Genomic DNA, 22,922 nt, shown 5'->3' with positions numbered 1-22,922 from the left:
TGCAAATTCAGCTCACACTGCTGAGCGAGCGCACCGCATGCGGGTCAAAAAAGCTCGGCGGGGCCATGCCGGGGATGTACTGGTCGGACACAAACATGCGGCAGCGCTCGGCAAACGCCGACACCACACGCGACAGCTGGGTGTTGCTCGCCGTGGCGTAGCCCAGCTTCATCGGCCGGTGCGCGCCCGCCAGGCGCAGGCGGATCACGCGTTTGCCGTCCTGGGACAGGTTCGATTTGGGCCGCGCATTCGCGAAGGAATAACCGATCCCGTTGCCGACCATGGCGCGCACCGTTTCGAGGTTGGTGGAGCGCATGATGATGTTCGGCGTGGTGCCTGCCTGCATAAACAGGCTGAGGAAATAGTCGCGGCTCCAGGGCGTGTCGAGCAGCACCACCGGGTACGCCTCCAGGTCCTGCATGCTGACCGCCGACAGACTCGCCAGCGGGTGGTACTCGCCGACCATCACATACGGCGGCAGGTGCGCCAGGGGTTGGAAATCGATGTCGGGGCTGGTCACCAGGTCGTAGGTCAGGGCGATGTCCAGCTCGCCGCTGCGCAGTTTTTCCAGCAGTTCCTCGTGGTTGCCTTCGGCCTGGGTCAGGCGCACGCCGGGAAACGCACGACCGAAACCAAACACCAGCTCGGGGGTGATCATCGGCGCCAGCGACTCCAGGCAACCCACGCGCAGCGGCCCGCGCACGGTGTTCAACGACTCCGAGGCGATGGTGTAGAGGTTGCTCACCTGCTCCAGGATCTGTTTGGCTTCTTGCATCACCAGGCGCCCCACGGCCGTCAGCGAAATGCCTTGGGCGTGATGCCGGATAAACAGCTGGATGCCCAGCTCGGCCTCCATGTGAGTGATCGCCGCCGAGATCGACGGCGACGAAACATGGATGCGTTCAGCCGCGGCACTGATGCTGCCGGCCTCGCCCGACGCGACGAAATATTCCAGTTGGCGCTGAGTGATACGACTGAGCATCAGGCCTGTACCTCGGTAATGACTGTATGCCCAGCGCGTTGCAGGGTTCATGCCGGGATAGGCGCGGGCCCTGCGCAGGGCGATGACCTGCACGGGCTTCGGTTTTTCCTAAGCACTACCCCGCACAAATGCTGGTTTCGTCCGGCGACCGGCGATGTGAAGCTGATTGCATCCCGCTGCCGACGAGTCGCTCGCCATGCCCACTCATACCCGTATCCGCATGTTCAATACCAAACAGACCTATCCCAACCAGGCGTTGGACAACGACCTGTGCCAGGCCGTGCGCGCCGGCAACACCATCTATGTGCGCGGCCAGATCGGCACCGATTTCGACGGCAACCTGGTCGGCCTCGGCGACCCGCGTGCCCAGGCCGAACAGGCCATGAAAAACGTCAAGCAACTGCTTGAGGAGGCGGGTTCCGACCTGTCCCATATCGTCAAGACCACCACCTATCTGATCGACCCGCGCTACCGCGAGCCGGTGTACCAGGAGGTCGGCAAATGGCTCAAGGGCGTGTTCCCGATTTCCACCGGGCTGGTGATTTCCGGCCTCGGTCAACCGGAGTGGTTGATGGAGATCGATGTGATCGCCGTGGTGCCGGACGACTGGAGCGTATGAAGGCGGCCGACGCCCACCTCGTGCTGCACCTCGCCGAATAAGCCGGAGAACCTCATGCCCCACACCGTGTACTTCCTCAATGGCCCCAACGCCAACCTCTATGGGCTGGGCAAGGACGGCACCTACGGCAGTGCCAGCTTCACCAGCATCGAAGCGCGTTGCCAGGGCCACGCCGCGGAGTTGGGCCTGACCCTGGACTTTCGCCAGAGCAACCATGAAGGCGTGCTGGTGGACTGGATTCAAGAGGCCCGCCTGAACGCCGACGCCATCGTGATCAACGCCGCCGGGCTGAGCTACAGCTCGGTGCCGATCCTCGATGCACTGCTGGCGTTCGACGGCCCGATCATCGAAGCGCACATGAGCAATATCTGGAAGCGCGAAAGCTTCCGGCATCACTCCTACGTGTCCAAAGCCGCCACCGGCGTGGTCGCCGGGTTGGGCGCGCTGGGTTACCAACTGGCACTCACGGCGGTGGCCGAACTGCTCGCAGAGCCGCCGCAGTGAACGGTATCACCCACGCGTCCACATTGGCGGTCCACCGCGACCGCGCCCGTTCTTTTCAGACAGACTTCTTACTATTCAGGCCCTTCCTATGTCAGTAGAAACCATCAACACCCTGGTAGTCGGCGCTGGCCAGGCCGGCGTCGCCATGAGCGAACACCTGTCCCTGATGGGCGTGCCGCATATCGTGCTGGAGCGCAGCCGCATCGCCGAGCGCTGGCGTTCGGAGCGCTGGGACTCGCTGGTCGCCAACGGCCCGGCCTGGCACGACCGCTTCCCCGGCCTGAAATTCGACGGCATCTCCCCCGAAGCCTTCCCGCCCAAGGAGCGCATGGCCGACTACTTCCAAGCCTATGTCGAAATGCTCAACGCCCCGGTGCGTACCGGCGTCGAAGTGCAGCAAGTGGAGCGCCATGTCGGGCGCCCCGGCTTCAAGGTGACCACCTCGGCGGGCGTGATCGAGGCCGCTAACGTGGTGGCCGCCACCGGCCCGTTCCAACGCCCCTCGATCCCGGACATCGTCCCCGCCACCGCGCCGCTGCATCAGTTGCATTCCTGCGCCTACAAGAACCCCGGCCAACTGCCCGAAGGCGCCGTGCTGGTGGTCGGCGCCGGGGCCTCCGGCGCGCAAATCGCCGAAGAACTGCAAAAGGCCGGCAAAACCGTGTACCTCTCGGTCGGCGAACACTACCGCCCTCCCCGCGCCTACCGCGGCCGCGACTACTGCTGGTGGCTCGGCGCCCTGGGCCTGTGGGACGAAGTCAAAATCCAGCCGAAGAAAAAACACGTGGCCTTTGCCGTCAGCGGCTACGAAGGCGGCAAGACCGTCGACTTCCGCCGCCTCGCGCATCAAGGGATCAACCTGGTGGGCGTCACCGAACAGTGGAACGCTGGCGTCATGACCTTCGCCCCCGGCCTGGCCGCCAACGTGGCGCAGGGCGATCGGGCGTACTTCGACGTACTGCGCGACGCCGATGCGTACATCGAGGCAAACGGCTTGCCGTTCCCCGAAGAACCGCAAGCCTGGGAACTGCTGCCCGACCCGCAATGCCTGCTGAACCCGACCCTCAGCCTGGACCTGGCCGAAGCCGGCGTGACCACGATCCTATGGGCCACCGGCTTCAAGTTCGACTTCAGTTGGTTGAAGGTGGATGCGTTCGACGAGAACGGCGAACCGTTCCACAAACGCGGGATTTCGGCGCAGAGCGGGATCTATTTCCTGGGCCTGCCAAACCTGGTGAACCGGGCGTCGTCGTTTATCTATGGGGTTTGGCATGATGCGAAGTACGTGGCGGATCACATCGTGTTGCAGAACGAGTACATGGCGTATGGCAAGGCTTAGCGCCTTGTTCCCAGCGACATTTCAACGCTCGAACCGTTACAATCGCCGCTTTGGACATTCGCCAAGGAGGCAACCATGAGCGTTCGTGGTCAAGATCGACAGATCGACAATATCGAGTTCAATGTCAGCGACATTGCCCGCAGCAAAGCCTTCTACGGCAACGCCTTCGGCTGGACGTTCGTCGACTACGGCCCGACCTATACCGAGTTCAGCGATGGCCGGCTGACCGGTGGTTTCACCACCGGGGAGCCGGTTCGACCGGGCGGCCCTTTAATCATCTTGTATTCGGATAATCTCGCAGACGCGCAACAGCGGCTCAAGGCTCTGGGCGCGGTGATCTCCCGCGAAACCTTTGCGTTCCCCGGTGGAAGCAGGTTCCACTTCATTGATCCCGACGGCTATGAACTGGCCGTGTGGACCGCGCAACCGTAGATCCAGTTGGAATACCAGCGGCTTCGACACTTTATGTTTGCCGACCTTGAGTTCAATGGCGCCCGCGACCAAAAGACAATTGCGCGCGCAAAGTATATTGGCCTCAATCAATGGGAAATCTGGCTGGAAGGTGTCAAGACCGGTGAAGTTGTCAGTCAACGCCTACACTGATCCGCGATAAAGGGGGCACACTTATTCGCCAGTTAAATGGCGGCAATAAATTGTCCTGTTCACTTTGTCGCACCCCCTCTGTTACGGCTCCAGCCCCCGCCATATCGGCCGATAACTTGATTAACCGCAAGCCCAACGCATGCGCCCCTCACTGGATCGAGCCCGCCGCCATGAACCCACTCAACCTTCTAAAAAAAGCCCGGGCCGATCGACAAGGCACCGCCACCCTCACCTGCACCGCCAATGAACTGGAATCCTCATTGGCCAACCTGCGCATCACGCCCGTGCTGATCACCGGTTTCATCTCTCCGCACCTGGACATCGACCAGATTGCCGCCAAGCTCAAGCGTCGCTTTCCCCACACCAGCATCAGCCTGTGTACCACCGCTGGCGAGTTGTGCAACGCGGCGAATTCGCTGTATTGCACCACCGGCGAGCGCTGGGACCGGATTGTCCTGCAGTTGTTCGACGACAGCCTGATCGCTTCGGCCGAGGTGGTGATGGTGCCGCTGGAGTGTGAGGACATCCGCAGCGGCGGCAAGCGCATGGGGATGAAGGAGCGGATTGCCAAGCTGACGAGCAATATCAAGCGGGTACAGGCACACACGCCGATCGACCATCGCGACACCCTGGCCTATGTGGTGTTCGATGGGCTGTCCGCGTCGGAGTCGTTTTTCATGGAGGCGCTGTATGAGTCGGGGCGCTTCCCCTGCCTGTTTGTCGGCGGTTCGGCCGGGGGTAAGTTGGATTTCCAGAAAACCCTGATCCATGACGGCCAGCGCAGTTATCAGAACCACGCACAGATCGTGTTCCTGAAAACCGCCGCGAATGTGCGTTTTGGCGTATTTAAAAGCCAGAATTTCAAACCGGCTGACTTGACCTTCAGCGTGCTGACCGCCTCCGAAGAAGACCGCACGATTGACCAGGTGATCGACAGCGCGGGCAATATCAAGAGCATGGTGCAGGCGCTGTGTGACGCGTTCAGTTGCGCGCCCCAGGCGCTGGAAGCGAAGTTGGCGGATTTCTCGTTTGCCATCCGCGTGGGCAATGAATTGTTCGTGCGCTCCATCGCACGGATCGACTATGAACAGCAGATCGTCCAGCTGTATTGCGACGTGGCCCCCGGCGAGGAGCTGGTGATGGTGCGGCGCACGCCGTTGCGTGAGGCCACCCGCACGGACTACGCGCAGTTCCTGCGCGGCAAGGGCGGCCAGCCGGTGGCGGGCATTCTCAATGACTGCATTTTGCGCAGGCTGAACAACCCCAGCGAATTGGGCAGCATGGCCGGGACGTTTGGCGATGTGCCGCTGGCGGGGCTGTCGACCTTCGGTGAAATCCTTGGCCTGAACCTGAACCAGACCCTGACCGCGATTTTCTTCTTTCGAGTGGCCAAGGGCGCCAGCTACAGCGACGAATACCTGGACAACTTCATCGCGCACTACGGCGAGTTCAAAGCCTTCTTCCTACGCCGCCAGGTAAATAAGCTGGCCGGATTGAACCATGTGGTGGTCAAGCAGATTGCCGCGTTCAAAAACAATGACTTCAGCGGCGCCCTGAATACCCGCGGGCTGGACAGCAATATCCTGCCGGTGTTCGAGGGCCTGGCAGACCTCGGCCAAGTGCTGGCCCAGGCCGAACGTCAACAGGCGGAAATCGCCTCGCAGATCAAGCATTACTCCGGCGAATTGCACGCCTCGATGGACGAACTGGTGGGCACCATCGACCAGCAGAACAGCGTGTCTGCAAAGGCCGGGGCGACGGTCGAGGGCTTGTCCAGCCAGGCGGACGATGCCGTAGTCGGCGCGCGGACCCTGGCCGGTTCGAGTTTGCGTATCCAGTCGATTGTGCAGGTGATTCAGCAAATCGCCGGCCAGACCAACCTGCTGGCGCTCAACGCCGCCATCGAAGCCGCGCGCGCAGGCGACCTGGGCCGCGGTTTTGCGGTAGTGGCGGATGAGGTGCGCAAGCTGGCGGAAATCACCCGCAAGAATGCGGCGGAAATCGGTGTGGATATCGACCTGCTGTCCGGCGAAATCCAGCGTGTTGCCCAGCAGATTGAAGACCAGTCCAGCGGCGTCGGCGCCTTGCGCGAAATGCTCGATGCGCTGGAGGCGTCAAGCCGCGCCACCGAGGGGACCGCGCAACGGACCAAGACGATTGCGGATACGCTGACTGGGCTTACGCATGCGTAGGTCCCCACGGGGTCGATGTCGGATGTTCGAGTAGCGGGAACAGCGTGTTCAGCCAGAGGGCGCGCGTGTTGGGCCGCTCGCGAGTATCTGGCTGGGCCGCCTTTCAGGCTATGATGCGGCGCTCACATCAAGGACGATAGAAACCGTGAAAACCGCCCTCACCGCTCTGCTCCTGATCTGCCTGACCACGCCCGCGCTCGCGGTCGACAACGCCATCGGCTTCCAAACCGCTACGCTGGCCGATGCTCACCATGAGCGTCCGCTAGAGATGGTCGTCTGGTACCCCGCCGCCACCACCGCAACCGCCGAACCGATCGCCGACAGCGTGGCTTTTATCGGCGCCCTCGCGGTGCCCAACGCACCGCCGGCGAGCGGCGAGCATCCGCTGGTTGTGCTCTCCCACGGTTACGGCGGTAATTGGGGCAATCAGGCGTGGCTGGCCAGTGCATTGGCGCACCGGGGTTACATCGTCGCAGCGGTCAATCACCCGGGCACCACCACCAGGGATCGCAGCCCGCAAGCCGCCGCGCAGTTATGGCAACGGCCCAAAGACGTGAGCCGGGCCATCGATGCGGTGCTGGCGCAGCCGAAGCAATTTGGCGCGGTCGCCAAAAACCGGATCGCTGCGGCAGGTCATTCCCTCGGTGGCTGGACCGTGATGGAACTCGCCGGGGCGCGGTTCGACCCCGACCTTTTCGCCCAGGACTGCGACGCACACCCGAAGTTGGGCGGTTGCATCGTCTACCACCAGATCAACCCCGCCAACACGCCAGCCGCAAAGGCCCAACTGGCCGCGGACCTGCGCGACAAGCGCGTCAGCGCCGTGGTGTCATTGGACCTGGGCCTGTCACGCGGTATGACCGACGCCAGCCTGGCCGCATTGTCAGTGCCGACGCTGGTGATCGCGGGAGCGGTGCCCTCGGAGGATATGCCCGCCGAGTTGGAGTCCGCCGACTTGGCCAGGCGCCTGCCAACAGCCTCGACGCGCTACGTAGCGATCAGCGACGCCACCCACTTCAGCTTTATGTCGATCTGCAAGCCCGGCGCGGTGGCGTTGATTGAGGAAGATTCGCCAGGCGATGGCGTGATCTGCCGGGACGGCGACGGCGCGCGGCCACGGCAGGTGATCCAGCAGCAGGTCGTTGCGCTGATCACACAGTTTCTGCAGCCGACACCCCACAATTAAAACAAAGGGCGGCTCAAGACAAAGCGCATCGGGGCAGCATGTGTGCGGGCATTCTCAGCACCCGCTCAACGCCACCTGCGGCCGCTCGCCGGCAAAGAAGAACGGGCGCAACCGCACGCCGACGCTGTTGCCGATGAACGCCGCCACCAGCCACACCCAGCCATGCAGGCTGCCGGAGGCGATGCCGCTGAAGTACGCGCCGATGTTGCAACCGTAGGCCAGGCGCGAGCCGTAACCGAGCAGCAGGCCACCGATCACCGCCGCCATCAGCGAGCGCGCAGGAATGTTCAGGTTGGGGGCGAAACGCCCGGCCAGGCCGGCGGCCAGGAGCGCACCGAGGACGATGCCAATGTCCATCACGCTGGTGATGTCTTCCCACACCGGCGCGGCCAGGGCCTTGGCGTTGCCCGGCATTTGCCAGAACGCCCAACTGCCCACCTCCACACCCAGGCCACTCGCCACCTTGGCGCCCCACAGCGCGAACGCCGAGGTGATGCCCCACGGTCGCCCGGCCAGGGCCAGGGTTGCGTAATTGAGCAGGGCCAGGCCAATCGCGCCCCACACCAAGGGCCAGGGGCCACGCAGGAAGCGGCGCAAGCCTTGATGCTCGCTGGTCACGCCGGCTTCCAGTTGACCATGACGGGCCTTTTCCAGGCGCACGCTGACGGCTGCGATAAGGCCGAACACCGCCAGGTTCAGAAGCAGCGCCGGCATGACGCCGACACTTTTGACGATCGACGTCGCCGGAAACGCCGGCAGTGCAAACCACCAGCCCACATGGTGCGTGGCGATCAACGAACCACAGATAAAGAAGAACAGCGTCACCAACATGCGCGCATTACCGCCGCCCACGGTGAACAGGGTGCCCGACGCACAGCCGCCGCCCAGCTGCATGCCGATGCCGAAAATAAATGCGCCGAACACCACCGATACCCCGGCCGGCGCTACCAGCCCGACCACCGGCTGGCCGAACAACGTGCCCGCCCCCAGCGCCGGGAAGAACAGCAATACCGCTATCGCCAGCATCACCATTTGCGCACGCAAACCGGCGCCGCGCCGGTCATTGATAAACACGCGCCAGGCCGAGGTGAAACCGAAGGCGGCGTGGTACAGGGTCAAGCCCAGCGCCGCGCCGACGACCAGCAACAGCACCTGGCGCATGCCGACAAGGTTGTGCAGGAACACGGCGCCCAGCACCAGGAGCACAAAGGCCACTAGGGGCGCGACAGGCTTGCGCGCAGAGGTTGTGGAAAGAGAGGTGCTCATGAGGTATCTCAATTCATTTGAAGGGGGTTGATGACCAGACCGTCGAGTATAAACCGAGAGGGTCTGTCTCTCGGCGGAAGATTGCATAGGGGGGCGGGGTATGCCATGCTCCGCGCCTCATAGGTAGGGGGGGTATATTTTGAGCCATATAGCGGCCAACAAAGACAGTCTGATCAAGCGCGTCAAGCGCATTGCCGGTCAGATTCAAGCGGTGGAAAGAGCGTTGGAATCGGACAGCGATTGCGCCAAGACCCTGCACCTGGTCGCCGCCACACGCGGCGCCATCAACGGCTTGATGGAAGAAATCATCGAAGAACATGCCCGGGCGCATGTGGCGGACCCATCCCTCAGCGAGGAAGAACGCAACCAGGGCGTCGAAGAGTTGCTTGAAGCCATTCGGCGGTACTCCAAATGAGCCTTGATCATACCCACGAGCATGTCTTCCTCGGCTCGGCCCACGAAGAAAACGCCAAGCGCACCTTATGGGTGGTGATGTTGACGGTGGTGATGATGGTCGCGGAAATCGCCGCCGGCGCCCTCACCGGTTCGATGGCCCTGCTGGCCGACGGTTTTCATATGGCCACCCACGCGGGTGCGTTGGGCATCGCCGCCGCGGCCTACGCCTATGCCCGACGCCATGCGTCGAGCCCGCGGTTCAGCTTCGGCACCGGCAAGGTCGGTGATCTGGGCGGCTTTGCCTCGGCGCTGATCCTGGCGCTGGTGTCCCTGGGCATTGGCATCGAGTCGGTCATGCGCCTGTTGCAACCGACCGACGTGCAGTTCGGCACCGCGACGTTGATTGCCGTGGTGGGGCTGGTGGTCAATATCGTCAGTGCGCTGTTGCTCGGCCACGGTCATAGCCACGGGCATGACCACGAACACGAACATGCCCACGGCCACCATGGCCACGATAACAACCTGAGATCCGCCTATGTGCATGTGCTCGCCGATGCACTGACCTCGGTGCTGGCAATCGCTGCGCTGCTCGCGGGGCGGTACCTGGGTTGGGTCTGGCTCGACCCGTTGATGGGTATCGTCGGCGCCATCGTGATCGGACGCTGGGCCTGGAGCTTGATGGGCGTGACTGCCGGCGTACTACTCGATCAGACCCATGAGCATGTTGCTGCGGAGATCCGGGAGCTGGTGGAACAACCGGGCGACGCGACGATTACCGACTTGCACGTCTGGCAGGTAGGGCCCGGTGTGCATGCGGCAATCGTGAGCGTTGTCGGCCGCTCCACAGCGGATGCCGACAGCATTCGCGAGCGCCTCAAACCGGTGCATGAAGTGAGTCACCTCACCGTCGAGTTTCGCACGCTCGATGTGGCGTAGCACGACGCTGGGTGACTCCCCCTCTTACGTGCGCCCTACTGACCCGGAGACCGGAAGATTACCGAGCAACTTCAGCCCGGTACTCTTCACGAACGCGTCATAGTCCATTGGCCGCTGGATGCGCGTCTGCGCGTTGGGCAGCACGTAAGCCCAGGCGCGTTTCGACGAAGCGTCGTACACCAGCTTGAACAGGCGCGTCGGCACCCAGACCTGGTTGTCGCCGATGGTGCCGTAGCCGGGGTCAAACAACGGGCCGGTGAACACAAACACATCACCGCCAGCGCGCTTGGCGAACTTGCGCACATCCGCCTCGACCTTGCTCCAGATCTTACGGTTGTTGGTAGGGTCTTGCGGCACCATGTTCGACAGTGCAAACGACTGCGCCATGGCATGGGCGTTCGGTGCGTCGGCGGCCGGCGACTGGTGGCCACGGTCGACGGCCGGATGCTGGCTGTGGTAGTCACTCAACTCTGCACGGCCATCCTTGGGGATGCGCGGGTCGGGGTAGAACAGGTTGGTGCGCTCCTCGCCTTTGGCATCCTGCAATTGCTCGGCGTTCAGGCGCTCGACCACCACCAGCGGCGTCTTGCTGGTCTGCGAATAGAGCACCGCAAAATTGTCCGAACACAGGGCCAGGGGCCGCAAGCTGGCGGGCACGGTGGCAGTGTTGATGGGTTTGGCGGCGGGGAAAAGATCGGCACAGCCATCAAAGGAGGCACGTTGTTCGGTGGCCGTGTAGAGGTCAGGCAGACTGCGGGCATGGGCCGCGGTCGAGAGTAAAACAAGGGCCGACAGCCCGACTGCAATGTTGCGTAGGTACATGTTCTAGATCTTTTGGCTGAGGATAAACCGACAACCATCAACGATGGTGCGGGGGCTGTTGACCGTGAAAAACCAGGTTAGTGCCGCAGGGCCGCGCCTGCTCTAGCCCCGGCATTACAGCAGAAAATTCCCACACCCCGCAGCGCTACGTCCGACCTCCGGGTTTGGTCAGTTGTAGGTCATGGTAAACGTCGCGGTGCTGTTGGCCTGGCCGGCGGTAACGTTGGCATCGGTCTGGTAGTAACGTGCCACCAACGGGATTGCATAGGGGCCGTCGCTGACCGTAGTGCCCGCGGCAATCGGCGTTCTAAGCGTGACGGGGGCATTGTTGTAGTAGAGCCTTACGCCAACTCCGGTTGCGGCGGTAGGAGACGCATTCAGTGCCAGCACCCCAGCAATCCCGGAGCTGTGGGCGTTGCCATCCAGGGCAACTTTGACCCGTGTATTGGCATCGCAGTCGAGCGGGATGGAAAAGTTGATTTCATCTCCCGCGCTTCCCGGGCCGGTGAACTGGCTTCGCGGCACATTGCCCATGGGCACAGGGATGGACGTATTGGAGACCGAACAAGCGACGGGAATGATGGTATTGCTGCCGGACAGGCTGGCGTAAGCAGCATAAAAATAATTAACGATACTGCCTGAGGCGAGTCTTCCATTCGTCAGAACACCGGCCCCAACTGCCCCCGAAGTGGTTTTTACCAACTGCACGGTAATTCCGGGTTCAGGCAGCGCAACAGTGCTGGGCCCGTTAAAGTTGACATCGTAAGGCATAGCGCCGCCGAAGAATAATACACGAATCCCCACACCCGCTATATTGGTGTTGTATACATTATTCCCATATGCACTGATGACTCTGAACTGTTCCATTGCAAAGCGATGCACATAATTCACACTGCAGCCGTAAAAATACCGGCCACCATTGTAGGCGCCGGTATTGGCGGTTGCCAAAACCGTGCCGATGGGAGTATCACGCTGGACAATCAACGTTCCAAAATTTACCGTTCGCGTCAACGCCGACGACACGCCATTGTAAAAACGGCACGATGCCAATGCGTTATTCGATAACACCGTTAAAACCCATGCCGCACTGCCAAAACAGAACAACCTAATCAGCGTCCGTTGTACACCCAGCATAAAAAGCCCTCGATTAATTGCATGACACCGATAACGTCCTGATGATTGAAAACGGCTGCGACCCTTCAATGGATATCGGTAAAACAAAAGCTGCCGTGCATTGTTGGTCCGCTTGCTCGCCCCACTGAACCTTCACTTCACCCTGTTCCGGCATGCCGCTTAGATAAACCTCCCCTTCCAGGCCGACAATGCCGCTGCTGGCAAACGTCGTCGACTCTTGCACCAGCGTTGCGCTGGCGCCGAACGGGACGGGTTTTCCCTGATATGTGAGGGCCATCAGTACCCGGCTGCCGACGCGGGTCTGGAAATCCGCGAGCACCAAGGCGCCACGGGTCGGGATGACCGATTGGGTATTGGCCTCGATGTCGATGTCATCGGCCAGTGTTTCGGTGCTCAACGCAATGCGGTTGCGACGATAGGTGCTGACATGAGGAACCAGCGCATAACCGCGCCAATCGGTATTGACCCCGGTGTTGTTTTGCACTTTGACCCCGGCAGCGCCAGGCGCGCGCACCAGCGCCATGGTTTCGCCCTGGGGTTGGGAGAAGGTAATGCCGAACGGGTGCGCAACGATGCCACCCTGTGCGCCATAGTTGAGTTGTCGGGAGTGTCGCTCGTAGTTGTAACCGAGCTTGGTTTCCGCGTAAGAGCCTTTATACGTCGCGTGAGCATTGCCGCTGTTGCCTTGCCCTGGGCTGGCATAGCCCTGGCTGACGCTGTAGATCAGATTATCGTCCGGCAGCGTCGCGCCACTGAGCCCCAGTTCGTGGGCGGTCTTTCCCTGTGCATCGGTATTCAGGTTGTAATTCACCCAGCTATTACGCAGAGCACTCCCCAACGGCAACTGGATATTGAATGCCAGTTGCTGGTCATTGCGCTTGCGCCCGTTATACGCGGGGGTCTGCGTGTAGGCATAACTCAAACCGTAGGTCACGCCGCCCCGGCTCAGGTTATAACCGGCACTCAGGCTCCGTTCGTAACCGGTTTGTCGCCAGAAGTCCTGCTGATAACCATTGATATAAAAGTTGCCGTATTCGCCCAGGGACTGATTGATATTGAGTTGCGCACGGCTGCGCCGGTTATACAGGCGTCGCCAGTCATTGAAGTTGCCGGGGTCGATCTCATTGGCTTCCTGGAAATCGTAATAACCGCTGGTGGAATAACGGTAACCGGCCAGGGTGAACGTGGTGTTGGTGGCCGCGACATCCTTCGCATATTGAAAGCGTACCGACTGGCCATCGTGCCGGGAACCCTGGCGCAACTCGGTGCGGGCCTGGCTCACATCCATGGAAAGCGAGCCCCATTCGCCAAACCCGTGGCCGACACCCAAGGACGTCGCCGAATACTTCGCCGAGGCAAGGACACCCGCGTACACGGTGGTGTCACCGGGCAACCCGTAAATCAGCGTACCCTGGGCAAATGCGGGGGTGCTGCTCTTGCTCGCCGTCGAACGGTATTCGCCCGCGACCAACGAATACTTGAAGCGCCCTTCCCGGACCATCACCGGCACCGCCGAAAAAGGCTGAATCGAGCTGCGCACGCTGCCATCGGCCTCAGTGATGGTGACTTCCATATCGCCGCTGGAAGACGTGGGGTACAAATCCGTGATTTCGAATGCGCCGGCGGGCACATAAGTCTGATAGATGATGTAACCGTTCTGGCGCACCGTCACCTGGGCGTTGCTGCGGGCGATGCCTCTCACCACCGGGGCGAACCCACGCAGGCTGTCGGGGTACATGTTGTCGTCCGAGGCCAATTGAATGCCCTGATACTGCACGCTGTTGAACAACTCCCCCGGCGTGAAGCTGTCCCCCACGACCAACTGGCTCTTCAACGAATGCACATCACGCTGAAGGTACGTATTGAGGCTGGCCCATTGGGCTCGGCTGTCACCTTGGGTGTAAGTCGAGTAGTTACGTAGCCGCCAGGCGCCCAGGTTCAACCCGCTGCGCAGGTTCAGGTAGTAATTGTCATCGCTGCCGGAACGCCCTTCGCGCCGAGTGTTCGCGCCGCTGAAACTGTAATTGAGCAGCGCGGCCGGCAGGCCTTGGTCCCACTGTTCAGGATCAATCTGCCCGCGTGCTTCACGGGTGAGCGCCGCTTGGGGAATGCTGATGTCCAGACGGCGCTGATGAAAGTTGAACACGCTGCCCGCATCTGGAATGTATGCCTGCAGGTTGCTGATGGGGGTTTCCTGGGGCAGTTCGCGCAACGCAGGAAACGCCTGCAACTTGACGCCCATCTCCTGTAATTGTCGTGGGGTAAGTTCAGGTTGCAACAGACCGTCCAGCGCAACGAAGTTAATATCGCGACTGGCTATTCGTCGGTCGTTCAAGTAGAGGTCCACTGAATAACTTCCAGGCAACTGCCCGCCCTGATTGGAGAATGCGTCGAGGTCGACCCACGTTTGTTCTGCATTGTCGATCTCCAAGGCACTGGCATTGAAATACTCGCGCGCCAGCGCATTGGACGCACACAGCGTAATGCCTATCATGCATTTGAGTGCATGCGCGGCCAGCACCTTTAGTTTCAGGCGTAGCATTCCATTATTTATAGCGTTCATATAAGAAGCCCCGCAATCCGGGCAACACAGTGCCCGCCACCCCAACACCAAAGGGCGGTTGATCCAACGCATTAACGAAACAGGTAGCCGTTAAAACTAACAGCCCTTATGAATTAGAGTGGCGCACTGGCCTGCGGCGTAATACCGCCATAATCATTGATGGCTTGCCAACTGACGGCTCCACTTGCACCTTCCGGCATCGGCCAGGCCAATGTACTTTTGGGAGCAACCATACCGGCATCGTTAATAACCTGGTCACCCACGCTCACGCGAAAAAAAGACACGTGATACGCCGTAGGGTTGTTGACCTGCAACGCTTTACCTACCCGCGTAAAGACCAGTGCCTTATAAGCATTCAGCGACTCTCCTGGCATTCCCGGCGGGCGATAGAAGAGTTTTATCCGACTCTTCACAGAAATCAGCAGTTGGTTTTCTTCGGTTTTTTCCGAGGCGGGAATCGACTTGATATTCACCCAGAACACCGACTCTCTGTCCTGCGGAAAATCCCCTCCGGTGCGAATGATGCGCAGCACATTCTCCTGCTCGGCATCCAGCCGAAACAGCGGCGGCGTCATGATAAACGGCGCCTTGCCAAGTGCAGTCTGCGCCCCGTCATCGACCCATGACTGAATCAGATACGGCTTGGTCTTCTCGGTGTTTTTCACCGAAATCGAGGCTTCTTTCCTTGAGCCGTCGTACACCACCCGCGTGCCCCCCACCACCACACCCGCAATAGCTGTATGCACCGTACCGACCAGCAGGCCGGCGGTTAACATGTATTTCAGCCACCCCATCGACGTATCTCCTACCGACGCTTTGCTCAAGCCTGCACGTGAGCAAACCCACTTGTTGAGAAGGCCGAGCAGCGTGCCCGGCCTGTCTTAGTGATCAGTTATAAATAACTGTGAAATCACTGACGGCGTTGCCGGAACCGGCCACCACTGGAGCGGTTGCCACATATTTGGCGAAGAAGTTGAAGGTGGTGTCGGCTACCGGAGAAAGAGGCTTGCTGACGGACGGGGAGCCCACGGGAATCAACGTAGCGGCATCCCCCTCATACACACCGATCGCCACACCCTCGGCGGTTCCAGCCCCACTCGTCAGGGCAATCAAACTGCTGTTATTCCCGTCGGTCGGGCCATCAAACTTTACGACCGCGCTGGTGGCCGTGGCCGGGCAGTTAGTCAGGACGATATCGAACCGGGTCGGGGCCGCGGTATCGCCGACATTGGCCAATGCCGTTGAACTGACCGTCCCCATTGTCACCGTCTGATTGGCAGTACCGGGTGTAACAGTACACGCGGCATCGGTGATCGTACCGGTGAAGTTAATAGTGCCGTCCGCCGCATGGCTGAGCGCCGAAAATGCAGAGCTCGCCAACAATGTGCATACGATTAATTTTTTATTCACACGACTATTCCTTATCACGTCAAGTTATGCAGGCATTCAACTAACTACTGGGGAGCAAGTCTCAATGCCAACCTTTTTCTAGAGCAAACAACTCCACAGGCGGATGACTGTCAGCCAGCTCGTCTTTGCTTTTCAGATTTGCCCTCTTGTTGTGAGAGAGCGGCGTCGATGATCAAGGCTTTTTAAAGAAATACCTACGTCGAAAAATCGGCGTGTGCTGTGGGGCTTTTCTCTGTTTTCCAATTATTTGAATTGCAGCACGCTCGACGATGTGATCCGCAGGGCAAAAACCAGCCAAACAGGCTGTTCACTTGGGCTGTGGATTACCGCCCTCTTCCGACAGAACACTCCTCTATCAGGACGGTAAAAATTACCGTTTGATTGATATGACCCCATTGGCGATTCTGAACATCGGTCTAAACTGCAAAACCCAGTCATGCTCCGCAAGGGAGTCAGCGTGTCATGCAGCCCACCCTCAAATTGCTCGATCAACCCACCCGATATATGTTCTTCACCGGCAAGGGCGGTGTCGGCAAAACGTCGGTCTCAACCGCGGTATCACTCGCCCTGGCCGAGGCAGGCAAGAAGGTACTGCTGGTCAGCACGGACGCCGCCTCGAACCTTGACGAGATGCTCGGCGTCGAGCTGAGCAATCAGCCTGTCGCGGTGCCGCACGTGCCTGGAATGTTCGTGCTCAATATCGACCCAGGGACCGCAGCAATTGACTATCGGGCCCGGGTGATCGAGCAAATGGGCGACCAGGCCCGCGATGAAGACATCGCCTTGGTGCGTGAGCAACTCTCCGGGGCATGCACGACCGAAATCGCAACCTTCGATGAGTTCTCCCACCTGCTGTCGCAGGGCAGCGCGGCGTATGACCACATCGTGTTCGATACCGCGCCCACGGGGCACACGCTCAGATTGTTGAGCCTGCCAAAAGCGTGGAGCGGTTTTCTAAAAGGCAACGATCGTGGCGCATCATGCCTGGGGCCGCATTCGGGCTTGAAAATGCAGGAGCAGTTGTTCAATCAGGCATTAGTGGCGCTCAATGATCCAGCCCTGACTACCGTTGTTCTGGTGACGCGCCCTGATAAAGGCGCGCTCAGCGAGGCTGCACGCTCCAGCGACGAACTCCGTGAACTGGGCTTGAACCACCAGCGCCTGGTGGTCAATGCTGTATTTAAACGCAGCGACTTGAATGACCCGATCGCCGCCGCGATCGAAGCTATGGGCCAGCAGGCGCTCGACGAGATGCCCGCGTCACTGCGCCAGCTTTCAGCCGACTACATCCCACTCAAGGCCGTGGATTCGGTTGGCTTGCCCGCGCTTCGCGCACTGCTGACACCCGAGCTTGCTGTCCCAGCCAGCATCGCAAGCCCAGTACCGTCGCGCCTGGAATATCACGCACTCGCGGAATTGATCGCCGAGTTAGCCCACGACCAGCGCGGCCTGATCATGGTCATGGGCAAAGGCGGCGTGGGCAAAACCACCATTGCCGCCGCCATCGCCCTGGGACTGGTACAGCATGGCAAGTCCGTACACCTGAGTACGACAGATCCTGCGGCGCATCTGGCGGTAACCCTCAATGCCGATGTGCAGGGACTCAGCGTCGGCCGCATCGACCCTAAGGTCGAGACCCAAAAGTACGTGGACAAGATCGTCGCCTCCCGCGCGCCAAGCCTGACGGAAGACGAAACCGCCTTGCTCATCGAGGATCTGCAATCCCCGTGTACCGAAGAGGTCGCGGTGTTCCACGCATTCTCCCGTGTGGTTGCGCAAGCCAGAAGTGCATTCGTGGTACTCGACACGGCCCCCACAGGTCACTCCCTGCTCCTGATGGACGCCACAGGCGCCTATCACCGCCAGATGGTTCGCGAATTCAAAGGCAAAGCCTCGGACCACATCGTCACGCCGTTGATGCGCCTGCAAGATGCGGACTACACCAAGATCATCCTCGTCACGCTGCCCGAAGCCACCCCGGTGTCGCAGGCGGCGGCGCTGCAGGATGACTTGCGCAGGGCCGACATCGAACCGTTTGCCTGGGTGGTCAATAAGTCGTTGCTGGCCACCGATACGACAGACCCGCTGCTACGAGCGCGCCTGGATAGCGAGCGCAAACAAATGGCGAGAGTGGCCGAAGAAACCAACCATGCTGTCATCGTAGTGCCGTGGACAGTGGAGCCGCCGGTTGGCGTCGCCGGGTTGAAGCGCTTGCTGGATTGAAGTGTCGCTCGGCTTGCTCACACCGTGCGCCTGGATGACTGGAACGACACCAGCAAAAAAGCCTGCATGGCTGCAGGCTTTTCTCTATCTGGCACGACCTGGCTGCGCTCAGCCAAGCGTACTGTCGATCAGAGCCGTGACTGCCTGTCAGTCTTCAGACCCTGCTCTCAGCACCGAGACAAAGCGTTCCAATGAAGGATCTTGCTCAGCGTGCCGCTTAATCCGGCCGATGAACATCCACTCATATTCCGCCCAAAAAACCCGAGCAGTCTTGGGGGCTTTGCAGTCGAATACAACTTGATAGATTCCTGTTTCTCGCTGCCGAACGACGACACATTGCTCAAGGCCAACCAACAGTCGCTGCCCTGGCTCCAGGGGCGGAGCATTCAGCGCAAGGCGTTTCTCAATTGCTGTTTTGCGCATGATGACTGTCGTCCTTAAAATTCAGAAACCTTATGCATTGAATCAAAAGCAAAGCCAGCCGCATGGCGGTGTGCCTTGAACGCCAGGGCATCGGGCGGACCCGCGTGGCTCAGGCGCTTCGACAGCTCTGCACACGACTATCCTCCACTGGATCATATGTGCATAATATTATCATGCAGTGATAATAGAAAGGCAATCGACGTCGCCCTGGCCTGAGGCCCGGACGAGGTCTTTTGATTGATTGCCAGGAGGCAGAGACATGCATGAAAGCAGCACTACGTGAGCGCTTGGAGACCCGTATGAAACGTGAAGACGTAAAAACCAAATACGCTGAAGGCATTCAGTTTGATACCCATTTGATTGCCAACCCGGCCAACACCCAGGAGTGGATCGTCTTCTTTAAAAAGGATGCCGGAAGAAGCTTCTTCCTAGTCAATGACAACGAAGAAATCGAACCTTTTCGGTACCTTGATGATTTGATTCATGAGCTGCGCGAAATCGGTATCAAGGTAGCTGAAATTCATTTCTGAATTGTTTCCTTGGCACCTCGCGCATCTACAAGTGCGATCGCAGCAAATAATGATGTTGGATTAACGTCTATTAACGCCAACGTTACGGCAACAAAAGACTGCTGGAGGACTCGAGTATCGGAAGGTTTTCCAGCCAGCGGCCCTACGGGCAGGTCCGCGTGGAGCACACGTAGAAAGTCGCCAGCTCGCAGTGAGCTGGCGCGCGTTTCCTGACGCTCTACTCAGGCACGCAAGTAGGCCACCAAGGAATCGGCGAAGGACTCAGTGGTACCGGCCCCGCCCATATCGGGTGTCACTTGGTCACGGGAGTTTTCCAGAACAACGCGGATAGCAGTACGAATGCGCGTGCCCTTGTCCACCATGCCCAGGTAATCAAGCATGTCTGCGGCGGCCAATAACAATGCACACGGGTTCGCGATGTTCTTGCCGGCGATGTCCGGTGCCGAACCGTGGACCGCTTCGAAGATGGCTGCATCGGCACCGATGTTGGACCCCGGCGCCAAGCCCAACCCACCGACCAGGCCTGCGCACAGGTCTGAAAGGATGTCGCCAAACAGGTTGGTGGTGACGATGACATCGAATTGATGGGGATTCATCACCAACTGCATACAGGCATTGTCGACGATCATCTCGTGGAATTCGATTTCCGGATAATCCTCGGCGACCTCACGCGCCACGTCAAGGAACAGCCCGGAGCACGACTTGATGATGTTGGCCTTGTGTACCGCGGTCACTTTTTTGCGGCCTTTGCTACGAGCCAGCTCGAACGCGTAGCGCACGATGCGTTCGGAGGCTGTGCGTGTTACGCGAATGCTTGCCAGAGCGACTTCGCCGTCTTCCGAAATACTTTGCCCTTCTGGCAGGTACGCCCCTTCGGTATTTTCACGCACCGTGATGATATCGATACCTTCAAAGCGCGAACGAGTGCCGGGGAAACTGATCGCCGGTCGGACGTTGGCGTAGAGATCGAAGTGGCGGCGAAGGTGGACGTTGATCGAGGAGAAGCCGCGGCCAATCGGCGTGGTCAGAGGGCCTTTGAGTGCGACGCCGTGTTTGGCGATCGTATCGATGGACGCGGGCGGCATCAGTTGCCCATGCTGCTGCAAGGCCTCCAAGCCGGCCTCAACGAAGTCGTACTGAAGATTGCAGTCAAGGGCATCGAGTACGCGTAGCGTCGCTTGCATGATCTCAGGGCCGATGCCGTCACCCTTGATGATTGCGATGGTTTTGCTCATGGTCTCTTCCTTAACAGCGCTGTGTCAGCCTGCTGTATTGATGGGGTCACTGAGACTGGTGTCACGAGTCTGCTGATAGGCATTGACTGTCTGACGGCTTTCACCGCGGCAGAGTGCTATGTTTCATCCTCCGCGCCGTGACCGCGCAGGTCATTGCGGATCAATTGACGAGCGACCTGAACGGGTGTCAGCTCTCGCTATGGATGCGGCGGTTACAGGTGAGCGCCCGGATCAAGCGTGCAGTCATTTGCTCCATCGATGACGCGCATAACATTAACATACAATGCTAATTCCACGTGGTAGAAAGCAGCGTTTTCCGGATGATACCAAGGTCTTAGAACGCCTGTGCGTGACAGGGTGAGATCGCTTTTAGGCAGGCATAAAAGGAAGACGGGTTGTGGCTCGGATCATTCAAGAACGGATGATCTTGCAAATGGCGGGCTGTCGATGTTCAGGAGCTGCGGCGGCCGGATGTTCGCCGAGTGCGACAGCTGCCAACCGTGCAAAAGGTCGTGCAACTGCCGCACATCAGCCTGATTGACCTCCGCTTACAGCGGGTAGTGCGCCGGGTAATGCAGCTTCGCAACACCGGTGTCGATAGCGGCCTTGGCCACTGCGCCGGCGATTGCCCCGAGCAGGCGAGCATCGAGCGCTTTGGGGAGAATGTAATCGCGCCCAAACTCAAGCTTGTCGACGTTGAACGCTCGCAGCACTTCCACAGGGGTTGGCTCTTTGGCCAATTGGCGCAGTGCTTCCACTGCCGCAATTTTCATCGCTTCGTTGATCCGGGTTGCCCGAACATCCAGGGTTCCGCGGAAGATGAACGGAAAGCCCAGAACGTTATTGACCTGGTTCGGGTAGTCGGAGCGACCGGTCGCCATGATCAAGTCATCACGCGTGGCCATGGCCAACTCGTAGCTGATTTCAGGATCGGGGTTCGAGCAGGCAAACACGATCGGCTTGGGAGCCATCGCCGCCAACGCTTCAGCCGGAAGCAGATTGGCGCCAGACAACCCCACGAACACATCGGCACCGTTCATGGCTTCCATCAACGTGCGCGGGCCACCGTCGTTAACGAATTGTGCTTTGTATTGGTTGAGGTCTTTGCGCGCCGAGTGGATGACACCGGTACGATCGACCATGTACAGATTGCCTTTTTGCGCGCCAAGGCTGAGCAGCAGGCGCATGCACGCCGTGGCTGCGGCACCGGCGCCGAGGCAGACGATTCTCGCGTTCTCCAGCGTTTTGCCCTGAATCTCCAGCGCATTGAGCATGCCGGCCGCGGTGACGATGGCGGTGCCGTGCTGGTCGTCATGGAAGACCGGGATGTTGCACTGTTCGATCAGTGCGTCCTCGATTTCAAAGCACTCAGGGGCTTTGATGTCTTCCAGATTGATCCCACCAAAGGTGTCGGCGATACGCACGACGGTATCGATAAAAGCCTGGGAACTCTCGGCATTGACTTCGATATCGATCGAGTCGATACCGGCAAAACGCTTGAACAGCAACGCTTTGCCTTCCATCACCGGCTTACTGGCCAAGGGGCCCAGATCGCCGAGGCCCAAAATGGCCGTACCGTTTGTGATCACGGCCACCAGATTGCCTTTTCCGGTAAAGCGATAGACGTTCTCCGGGTCCTTCGCGATTTCGCGAACGGGCTCGGCTACGCCAGGGCTGTACGCCAGTGCGAGTTGGGCGGCGGTATCGGCAGGCTTGGTCAGCGCAATGCCGATTTTTCCTGGGGTCGGGAATTCATGGTAATCCAGTGCAGCCTTCTTGAAGTCGGTAGTCATGCGAGCCCCTAATTAGACGTTGATTACAATATTATGTTAACACTATTATAATACAAGGCAACGAGGTCCTGAGCCACAGACCAGGATCGAGTTGCCGGCTTGAATGCTGCTGACGAAGGGGTTTGTCAGCCAGCAGACCAACGCTATTGGCCCTAAGACTTCAGGGCGGGCCTGTATTTTTTGGCCAATAGAGCCCTCCTATGCTTGAACCCGTTTAGGCCACCTTGTGTGGCCTTTTTTTTGCGCGCTCGAAAGCCCGGCGCGCTACGCACCAAGCACGACACACTAGGACTCGGGGGTTTGCTTATCGCGTCTTGGAGCCGCCCTACGCACTTCGACAATCGCGTAAGGGCGTCGACGCGGCTCATGGGGCCGGATCAGCGTTGATCCGTGTCAGGCGATCGCGGAAAAGGATGGGGGGGCGTCGATTCTTTCTTTAACAGAACTCAATCTTTACTGACCTGCTCAACCTTTCTGAGGGTGGCTGTCAGAAATGTACTTCGGCAGATTTGATACCCAGCTCGCGAAGCTCATGGATCAGATCATCGAGGCGTCCAAATGACTCCACTTCCTCGTTGTCATTGACCAGAAAATAGCTTCTCCCGGCATCCTTTTTGAAAAGAATGATCCACTCGTGCGTGTTGGCCGGGTTGGCTATCACATGCGTGTCGAAGTGCATGCCTTCCCCGTGTTTGGTTTTGACATCTTCGCGTTTCATGCGCGGTCTCCGAGCATAGGGCTCAGCTCTCTGAGCACTGAATCTAGA

21 protein-coding genes are annotated in these 22,922 nt (G+C 59.6%); 10 read left to right on the top strand and 11 right to left on the bottom strand.

Going from position 1 to position 22,922, the window contains the following annotated elements; all coding sequences use genetic code 11:
- Positions 1 to 7: 7 nt before the first annotated feature.
- Positions 8 to 982 carry a LysR family transcriptional regulator gene (locus tag TU80_RS28850; protein ID WP_017849371.1) on the bottom strand — a complete coding sequence of 325 codons (975 nt, stop codon included), beginning with the start codon at positions 980 to 982 and terminating at the stop codon, positions 8 to 10.
- A gap of 196 nt (positions 983 to 1,178) precedes the next feature.
- Here TU80_RS28850 and TU80_RS28845 point away from each other — a divergent pair, with 196 nt between their 5' ends.
- The 6 genes from TU80_RS28845 (at position 1,179) to TU80_RS28820 (ending at position 7,425) form a co-directional block, all read left to right on the top strand.
- Positions 1,179 to 1,601, top strand: a complete 423-nt coding sequence (locus tag TU80_RS28845; protein WP_017849372.1) for a RidA family protein — start codon at positions 1,179 to 1,181, stop codon at positions 1,599 to 1,601.
- 54 nt (positions 1,602 to 1,655) lie between these two features.
- Entirely contained in the window at positions 1,656 to 2,105 is a 450-nt protein-coding gene (locus TU80_RS28840; protein WP_057005959.1) for a type II 3-dehydroquinate dehydratase, read from the top strand.
- 88 nt (positions 2,106 to 2,193) lie between these two features.
- Entirely contained in the window at positions 2,194 to 3,444 is a 1,251-nt protein-coding gene (locus TU80_RS28835) for a flavin-containing monooxygenase (protein ID WP_046382610.1), read from the top strand.
- Positions 3,445 to 3,519: 75 nt separating this feature from the next.
- Positions 3,520 to 3,876: a VOC family protein gene (locus tag TU80_RS28830; protein ID WP_017849375.1), complete on the top strand. Its 357-nt coding sequence runs from the start codon at positions 3,520 to 3,522 to the stop codon at positions 3,874 to 3,876.
- Positions 3,877 to 4,217: 341 nt separating this feature from the next.
- On the top strand, positions 4,218 to 6,239 hold the full coding sequence (locus TU80_RS28825) for an FIST N-terminal domain-containing protein (RefSeq protein WP_057005958.1): 2,022 nt from the start codon (positions 4,218 to 4,220) through the stop codon (positions 6,237 to 6,239).
- A gap of 145 nt (positions 6,240 to 6,384) precedes the next feature.
- Entirely contained in the window at positions 6,385 to 7,425 is a 1,041-nt protein-coding gene (locus tag TU80_RS28820) for an alpha/beta hydrolase family protein (RefSeq protein WP_057005957.1), read from the top strand.
- A gap of 54 nt (positions 7,426 to 7,479) precedes the next feature.
- Here the strand turns inward: TU80_RS28820 and TU80_RS28815 are convergent, their stop codons facing one another.
- Complete coding sequence (locus tag TU80_RS28815) at positions 7,480 to 8,691, bottom strand: YeeE/YedE family protein (RefSeq protein ID WP_046486823.1); 1,212 nt, start codon at positions 8,689 to 8,691, stop codon at positions 7,480 to 7,482.
- 139 nt (positions 8,692 to 8,830) lie between these two features.
- Between TU80_RS28815 and TU80_RS28810 the strand changes: the two genes are divergently transcribed.
- Both TU80_RS28810 and dmeF read left to right on the top strand, forming a co-directional pair.
- The gene (locus TU80_RS28810) at positions 8,831 to 9,106 is read left to right on the top strand and encodes a metal/formaldehyde-sensitive transcriptional repressor (protein WP_017849380.1); all 276 of its coding nucleotides are present in this window, start codon (positions 8,831 to 8,833) and stop codon (positions 9,104 to 9,106) included.
- The gene (gene dmeF / locus TU80_RS28805) at positions 9,103 to 10,023 is read left to right on the top strand and encodes a CDF family Co(II)/Ni(II) efflux transporter DmeF (protein ID WP_057005956.1); all 921 of its coding nucleotides are present in this window, start codon (positions 9,103 to 9,105) and stop codon (positions 10,021 to 10,023) included. The genes TU80_RS28810 and dmeF overlap by 4 nt, the downstream gene beginning before the upstream one ends.
- A 24-nt stretch (positions 10,024 to 10,047) precedes the next feature.
- Here the strand turns inward: dmeF and TU80_RS28800 are convergent, their stop codons facing one another.
- From TU80_RS28800 to TU80_RS28780, 5 genes are all read right to left on the bottom strand, one after another.
- A complete protein-coding gene (locus TU80_RS28800; RefSeq protein ID WP_057005955.1) occupies positions 10,048 to 10,845 on the bottom strand; it encodes a DNA/RNA non-specific endonuclease in 798 nt (265 codons plus the stop codon).
- A 168-nt stretch (positions 10,846 to 11,013) separates the two neighbouring features.
- Positions 11,014 to 11,979, bottom strand: coding sequence for a fimbrial protein (locus tag TU80_RS28795; protein WP_052735766.1), 966 nt, complete (start codon positions 11,977 to 11,979; stop codon positions 11,014 to 11,016).
- 13 nt (positions 11,980 to 11,992) lie between these two features.
- On the bottom strand, positions 11,993 to 14,473 hold the full coding sequence (locus tag TU80_RS28790; protein WP_082643914.1) for a fimbria/pilus outer membrane usher protein: 2,481 nt from the start codon (positions 14,471 to 14,473) through the stop codon (positions 11,993 to 11,995).
- Between the two features lie 182 nt (positions 14,474 to 14,655).
- Positions 14,656 to 15,336, bottom strand: a complete 681-nt coding sequence (locus TU80_RS28785; protein ID WP_057005953.1) for a fimbrial biogenesis chaperone — start codon at positions 15,334 to 15,336, stop codon at positions 14,656 to 14,658.
- 94 nt (positions 15,337 to 15,430) lie between these two features.
- Complete coding sequence (locus TU80_RS28780; RefSeq protein ID WP_057005952.1) at positions 15,431 to 15,952, bottom strand: fimbrial protein; 522 nt, start codon at positions 15,950 to 15,952, stop codon at positions 15,431 to 15,433.
- A 462-nt stretch (positions 15,953 to 16,414) separates the two neighbouring features.
- Between TU80_RS28780 and arsA the strand changes: the two genes are divergently transcribed.
- Positions 16,415 to 18,175 (top strand): arsenical pump-driving ATPase, encoded by a 1,761-nt coding sequence (gene arsA / locus TU80_RS28775; RefSeq protein ID WP_057005951.1) that lies wholly within the window; start codon positions 16,415 to 16,417, stop codon positions 18,173 to 18,175.
- Positions 18,176 to 18,322: 147 nt separating this feature from the next.
- On the opposite strand, the gene TU80_RS28770 is transcribed toward arsA, so the two are convergent.
- The gene (locus TU80_RS28770; RefSeq protein WP_017845893.1) at positions 18,323 to 18,598 is read right to left on the bottom strand and encodes a hypothetical protein; all 276 of its coding nucleotides are present in this window, start codon (positions 18,596 to 18,598) and stop codon (positions 18,323 to 18,325) included.
- A gap of 299 nt (positions 18,599 to 18,897) precedes the next feature.
- Between TU80_RS28770 and TU80_RS28765 the strand changes: the two genes are divergently transcribed.
- A complete protein-coding gene (locus TU80_RS28765) occupies positions 18,898 to 19,128 on the top strand; it encodes a hypothetical protein (protein WP_017845892.1) in 231 nt (76 codons plus the stop codon).
- Between the two features lie 221 nt (positions 19,129 to 19,349).
- Here the strand turns inward: TU80_RS28765 and TU80_RS28760 are convergent, their stop codons facing one another.
- The 3 genes from TU80_RS28760 to TU80_RS28750 all read right to left on the bottom strand — a co-directional run bounded on the left by TU80_RS28760 (position 19,350) and on the right by TU80_RS28750 (position 22,874).
- Positions 19,350 to 20,363, bottom strand: a complete 1,014-nt coding sequence (locus tag TU80_RS28760; protein WP_057005950.1) for an isocitrate dehydrogenase — start codon at positions 20,361 to 20,363, stop codon at positions 19,350 to 19,352.
- A 548-nt stretch (positions 20,364 to 20,911) separates the two neighbouring features.
- Positions 20,912 to 22,156, bottom strand: a complete 1,245-nt coding sequence (locus TU80_RS28755; protein ID WP_057005949.1) for a malic enzyme-like NAD(P)-binding protein — start codon at positions 22,154 to 22,156, stop codon at positions 20,912 to 20,914.
- A gap of 487 nt (positions 22,157 to 22,643) precedes the next feature.
- A complete protein-coding gene (locus TU80_RS28750) occupies positions 22,644 to 22,874 on the bottom strand; it encodes a hypothetical protein (RefSeq protein WP_017845889.1) in 231 nt (76 codons plus the stop codon).
- Between the last annotated feature and the right edge of the window lie 48 nt (positions 22,875 to 22,922).

It is taken from the genome of Pseudomonas veronii (assembly GCF_001439695.1).
Taxonomy (GTDB): domain Bacteria; phylum Pseudomonadota; class Gammaproteobacteria; order Pseudomonadales; family Pseudomonadaceae; genus Aquipseudomonas; species Aquipseudomonas veronii.
The sequence above is the reverse complement of the archived record's forward strand: the minus strand, read 5'-3'. Positions and strand labels throughout refer to the sequence as shown.

Excerpts from the sequence above, each read along its gene's own strand:
- TU80_RS28760 (WP_057005950.1), bottom strand. The coding sequence starts at position 20,363 with ATGAGCAAAACCATCGCAATCATCAAGGGTGACGGCATCGGCCCTGAG.
- TU80_RS28750 (WP_017845889.1), bottom strand. The coding sequence starts at position 22,874 with ATGAAACGCGAAGATGTCAAAACCAAACACGGGGAAGGCATGCACTTC.
- TU80_RS28815 (WP_046486823.1), bottom strand. The coding sequence starts at position 8,691 with ATGAGCACCTCTCTTTCCACAACCTCTGCGCGCAAGCCTGTCGCGCCC.
- TU80_RS28845 (WP_017849372.1), top strand. The coding sequence starts at position 1,179 with ATGCCCACTCATACCCGTATCCGCATGTTCAATACCAAACAGACCTAT.
- TU80_RS28825 (WP_057005958.1), top strand. The coding sequence starts at position 4,218 with ATGAACCCACTCAACCTTCTAAAAAAAGCCCGGGCCGATCGACAAGGC.
- TU80_RS28850 (WP_017849371.1), bottom strand. The coding sequence starts at position 982 with ATGCTCAGTCGTATCACTCAGCGCCAACTGGAATATTTCGTCGCGTCG.
- TU80_RS28800 (WP_057005955.1), bottom strand. The coding sequence starts at position 10,845 with ATGTACCTACGCAACATTGCAGTCGGGCTGTCGGCCCTTGTTTTACTC.
- TU80_RS28790 (WP_082643914.1), bottom strand. The coding sequence starts at position 14,473 with ATGATAGGCATTACGCTGTGTGCGTCCAATGCGCTGGCGCGCGAGTAT.
- TU80_RS28795 (WP_052735766.1), bottom strand. The coding sequence starts at position 11,979 with ATGCTGGGTGTACAACGGACGCTGATTAGGTTGTTCTGTTTTGGCAGT.
- TU80_RS28835 (WP_046382610.1), top strand. The coding sequence starts at position 2,194 with ATGTCAGTAGAAACCATCAACACCCTGGTAGTCGGCGCTGGCCAGGCC.
- TU80_RS28840 (WP_057005959.1), top strand. The coding sequence starts at position 1,656 with ATGCCCCACACCGTGTACTTCCTCAATGGCCCCAACGCCAACCTCTAT.
- TU80_RS28785 (WP_057005953.1), bottom strand. The coding sequence starts at position 15,336 with ATGGGGTGGCTGAAATACATGTTAACCGCCGGCCTGCTGGTCGGTACG.
- TU80_RS28770 (WP_017845893.1), bottom strand. The coding sequence starts at position 18,598 with ATGCGCAAAACAGCAATTGAGAAACGCCTTGCGCTGAATGCTCCGCCC.
- TU80_RS28765 (WP_017845892.1), top strand. The coding sequence starts at position 18,898 with ATGAAACGTGAAGACGTAAAAACCAAATACGCTGAAGGCATTCAGTTT.
- TU80_RS28755 (WP_057005949.1), bottom strand. The coding sequence starts at position 22,156 with ATGACTACCGACTTCAAGAAGGCTGCACTGGATTACCATGAATTCCCG.
- dmeF (WP_057005956.1), top strand. The coding sequence starts at position 9,103 with ATGAGCCTTGATCATACCCACGAGCATGTCTTCCTCGGCTCGGCCCAC.
- TU80_RS28830 (WP_017849375.1), top strand. The coding sequence starts at position 3,520 with ATGAGCGTTCGTGGTCAAGATCGACAGATCGACAATATCGAGTTCAAT.
- arsA (WP_057005951.1), top strand. The coding sequence starts at position 16,415 with ATGCAGCCCACCCTCAAATTGCTCGATCAACCCACCCGATATATGTTC.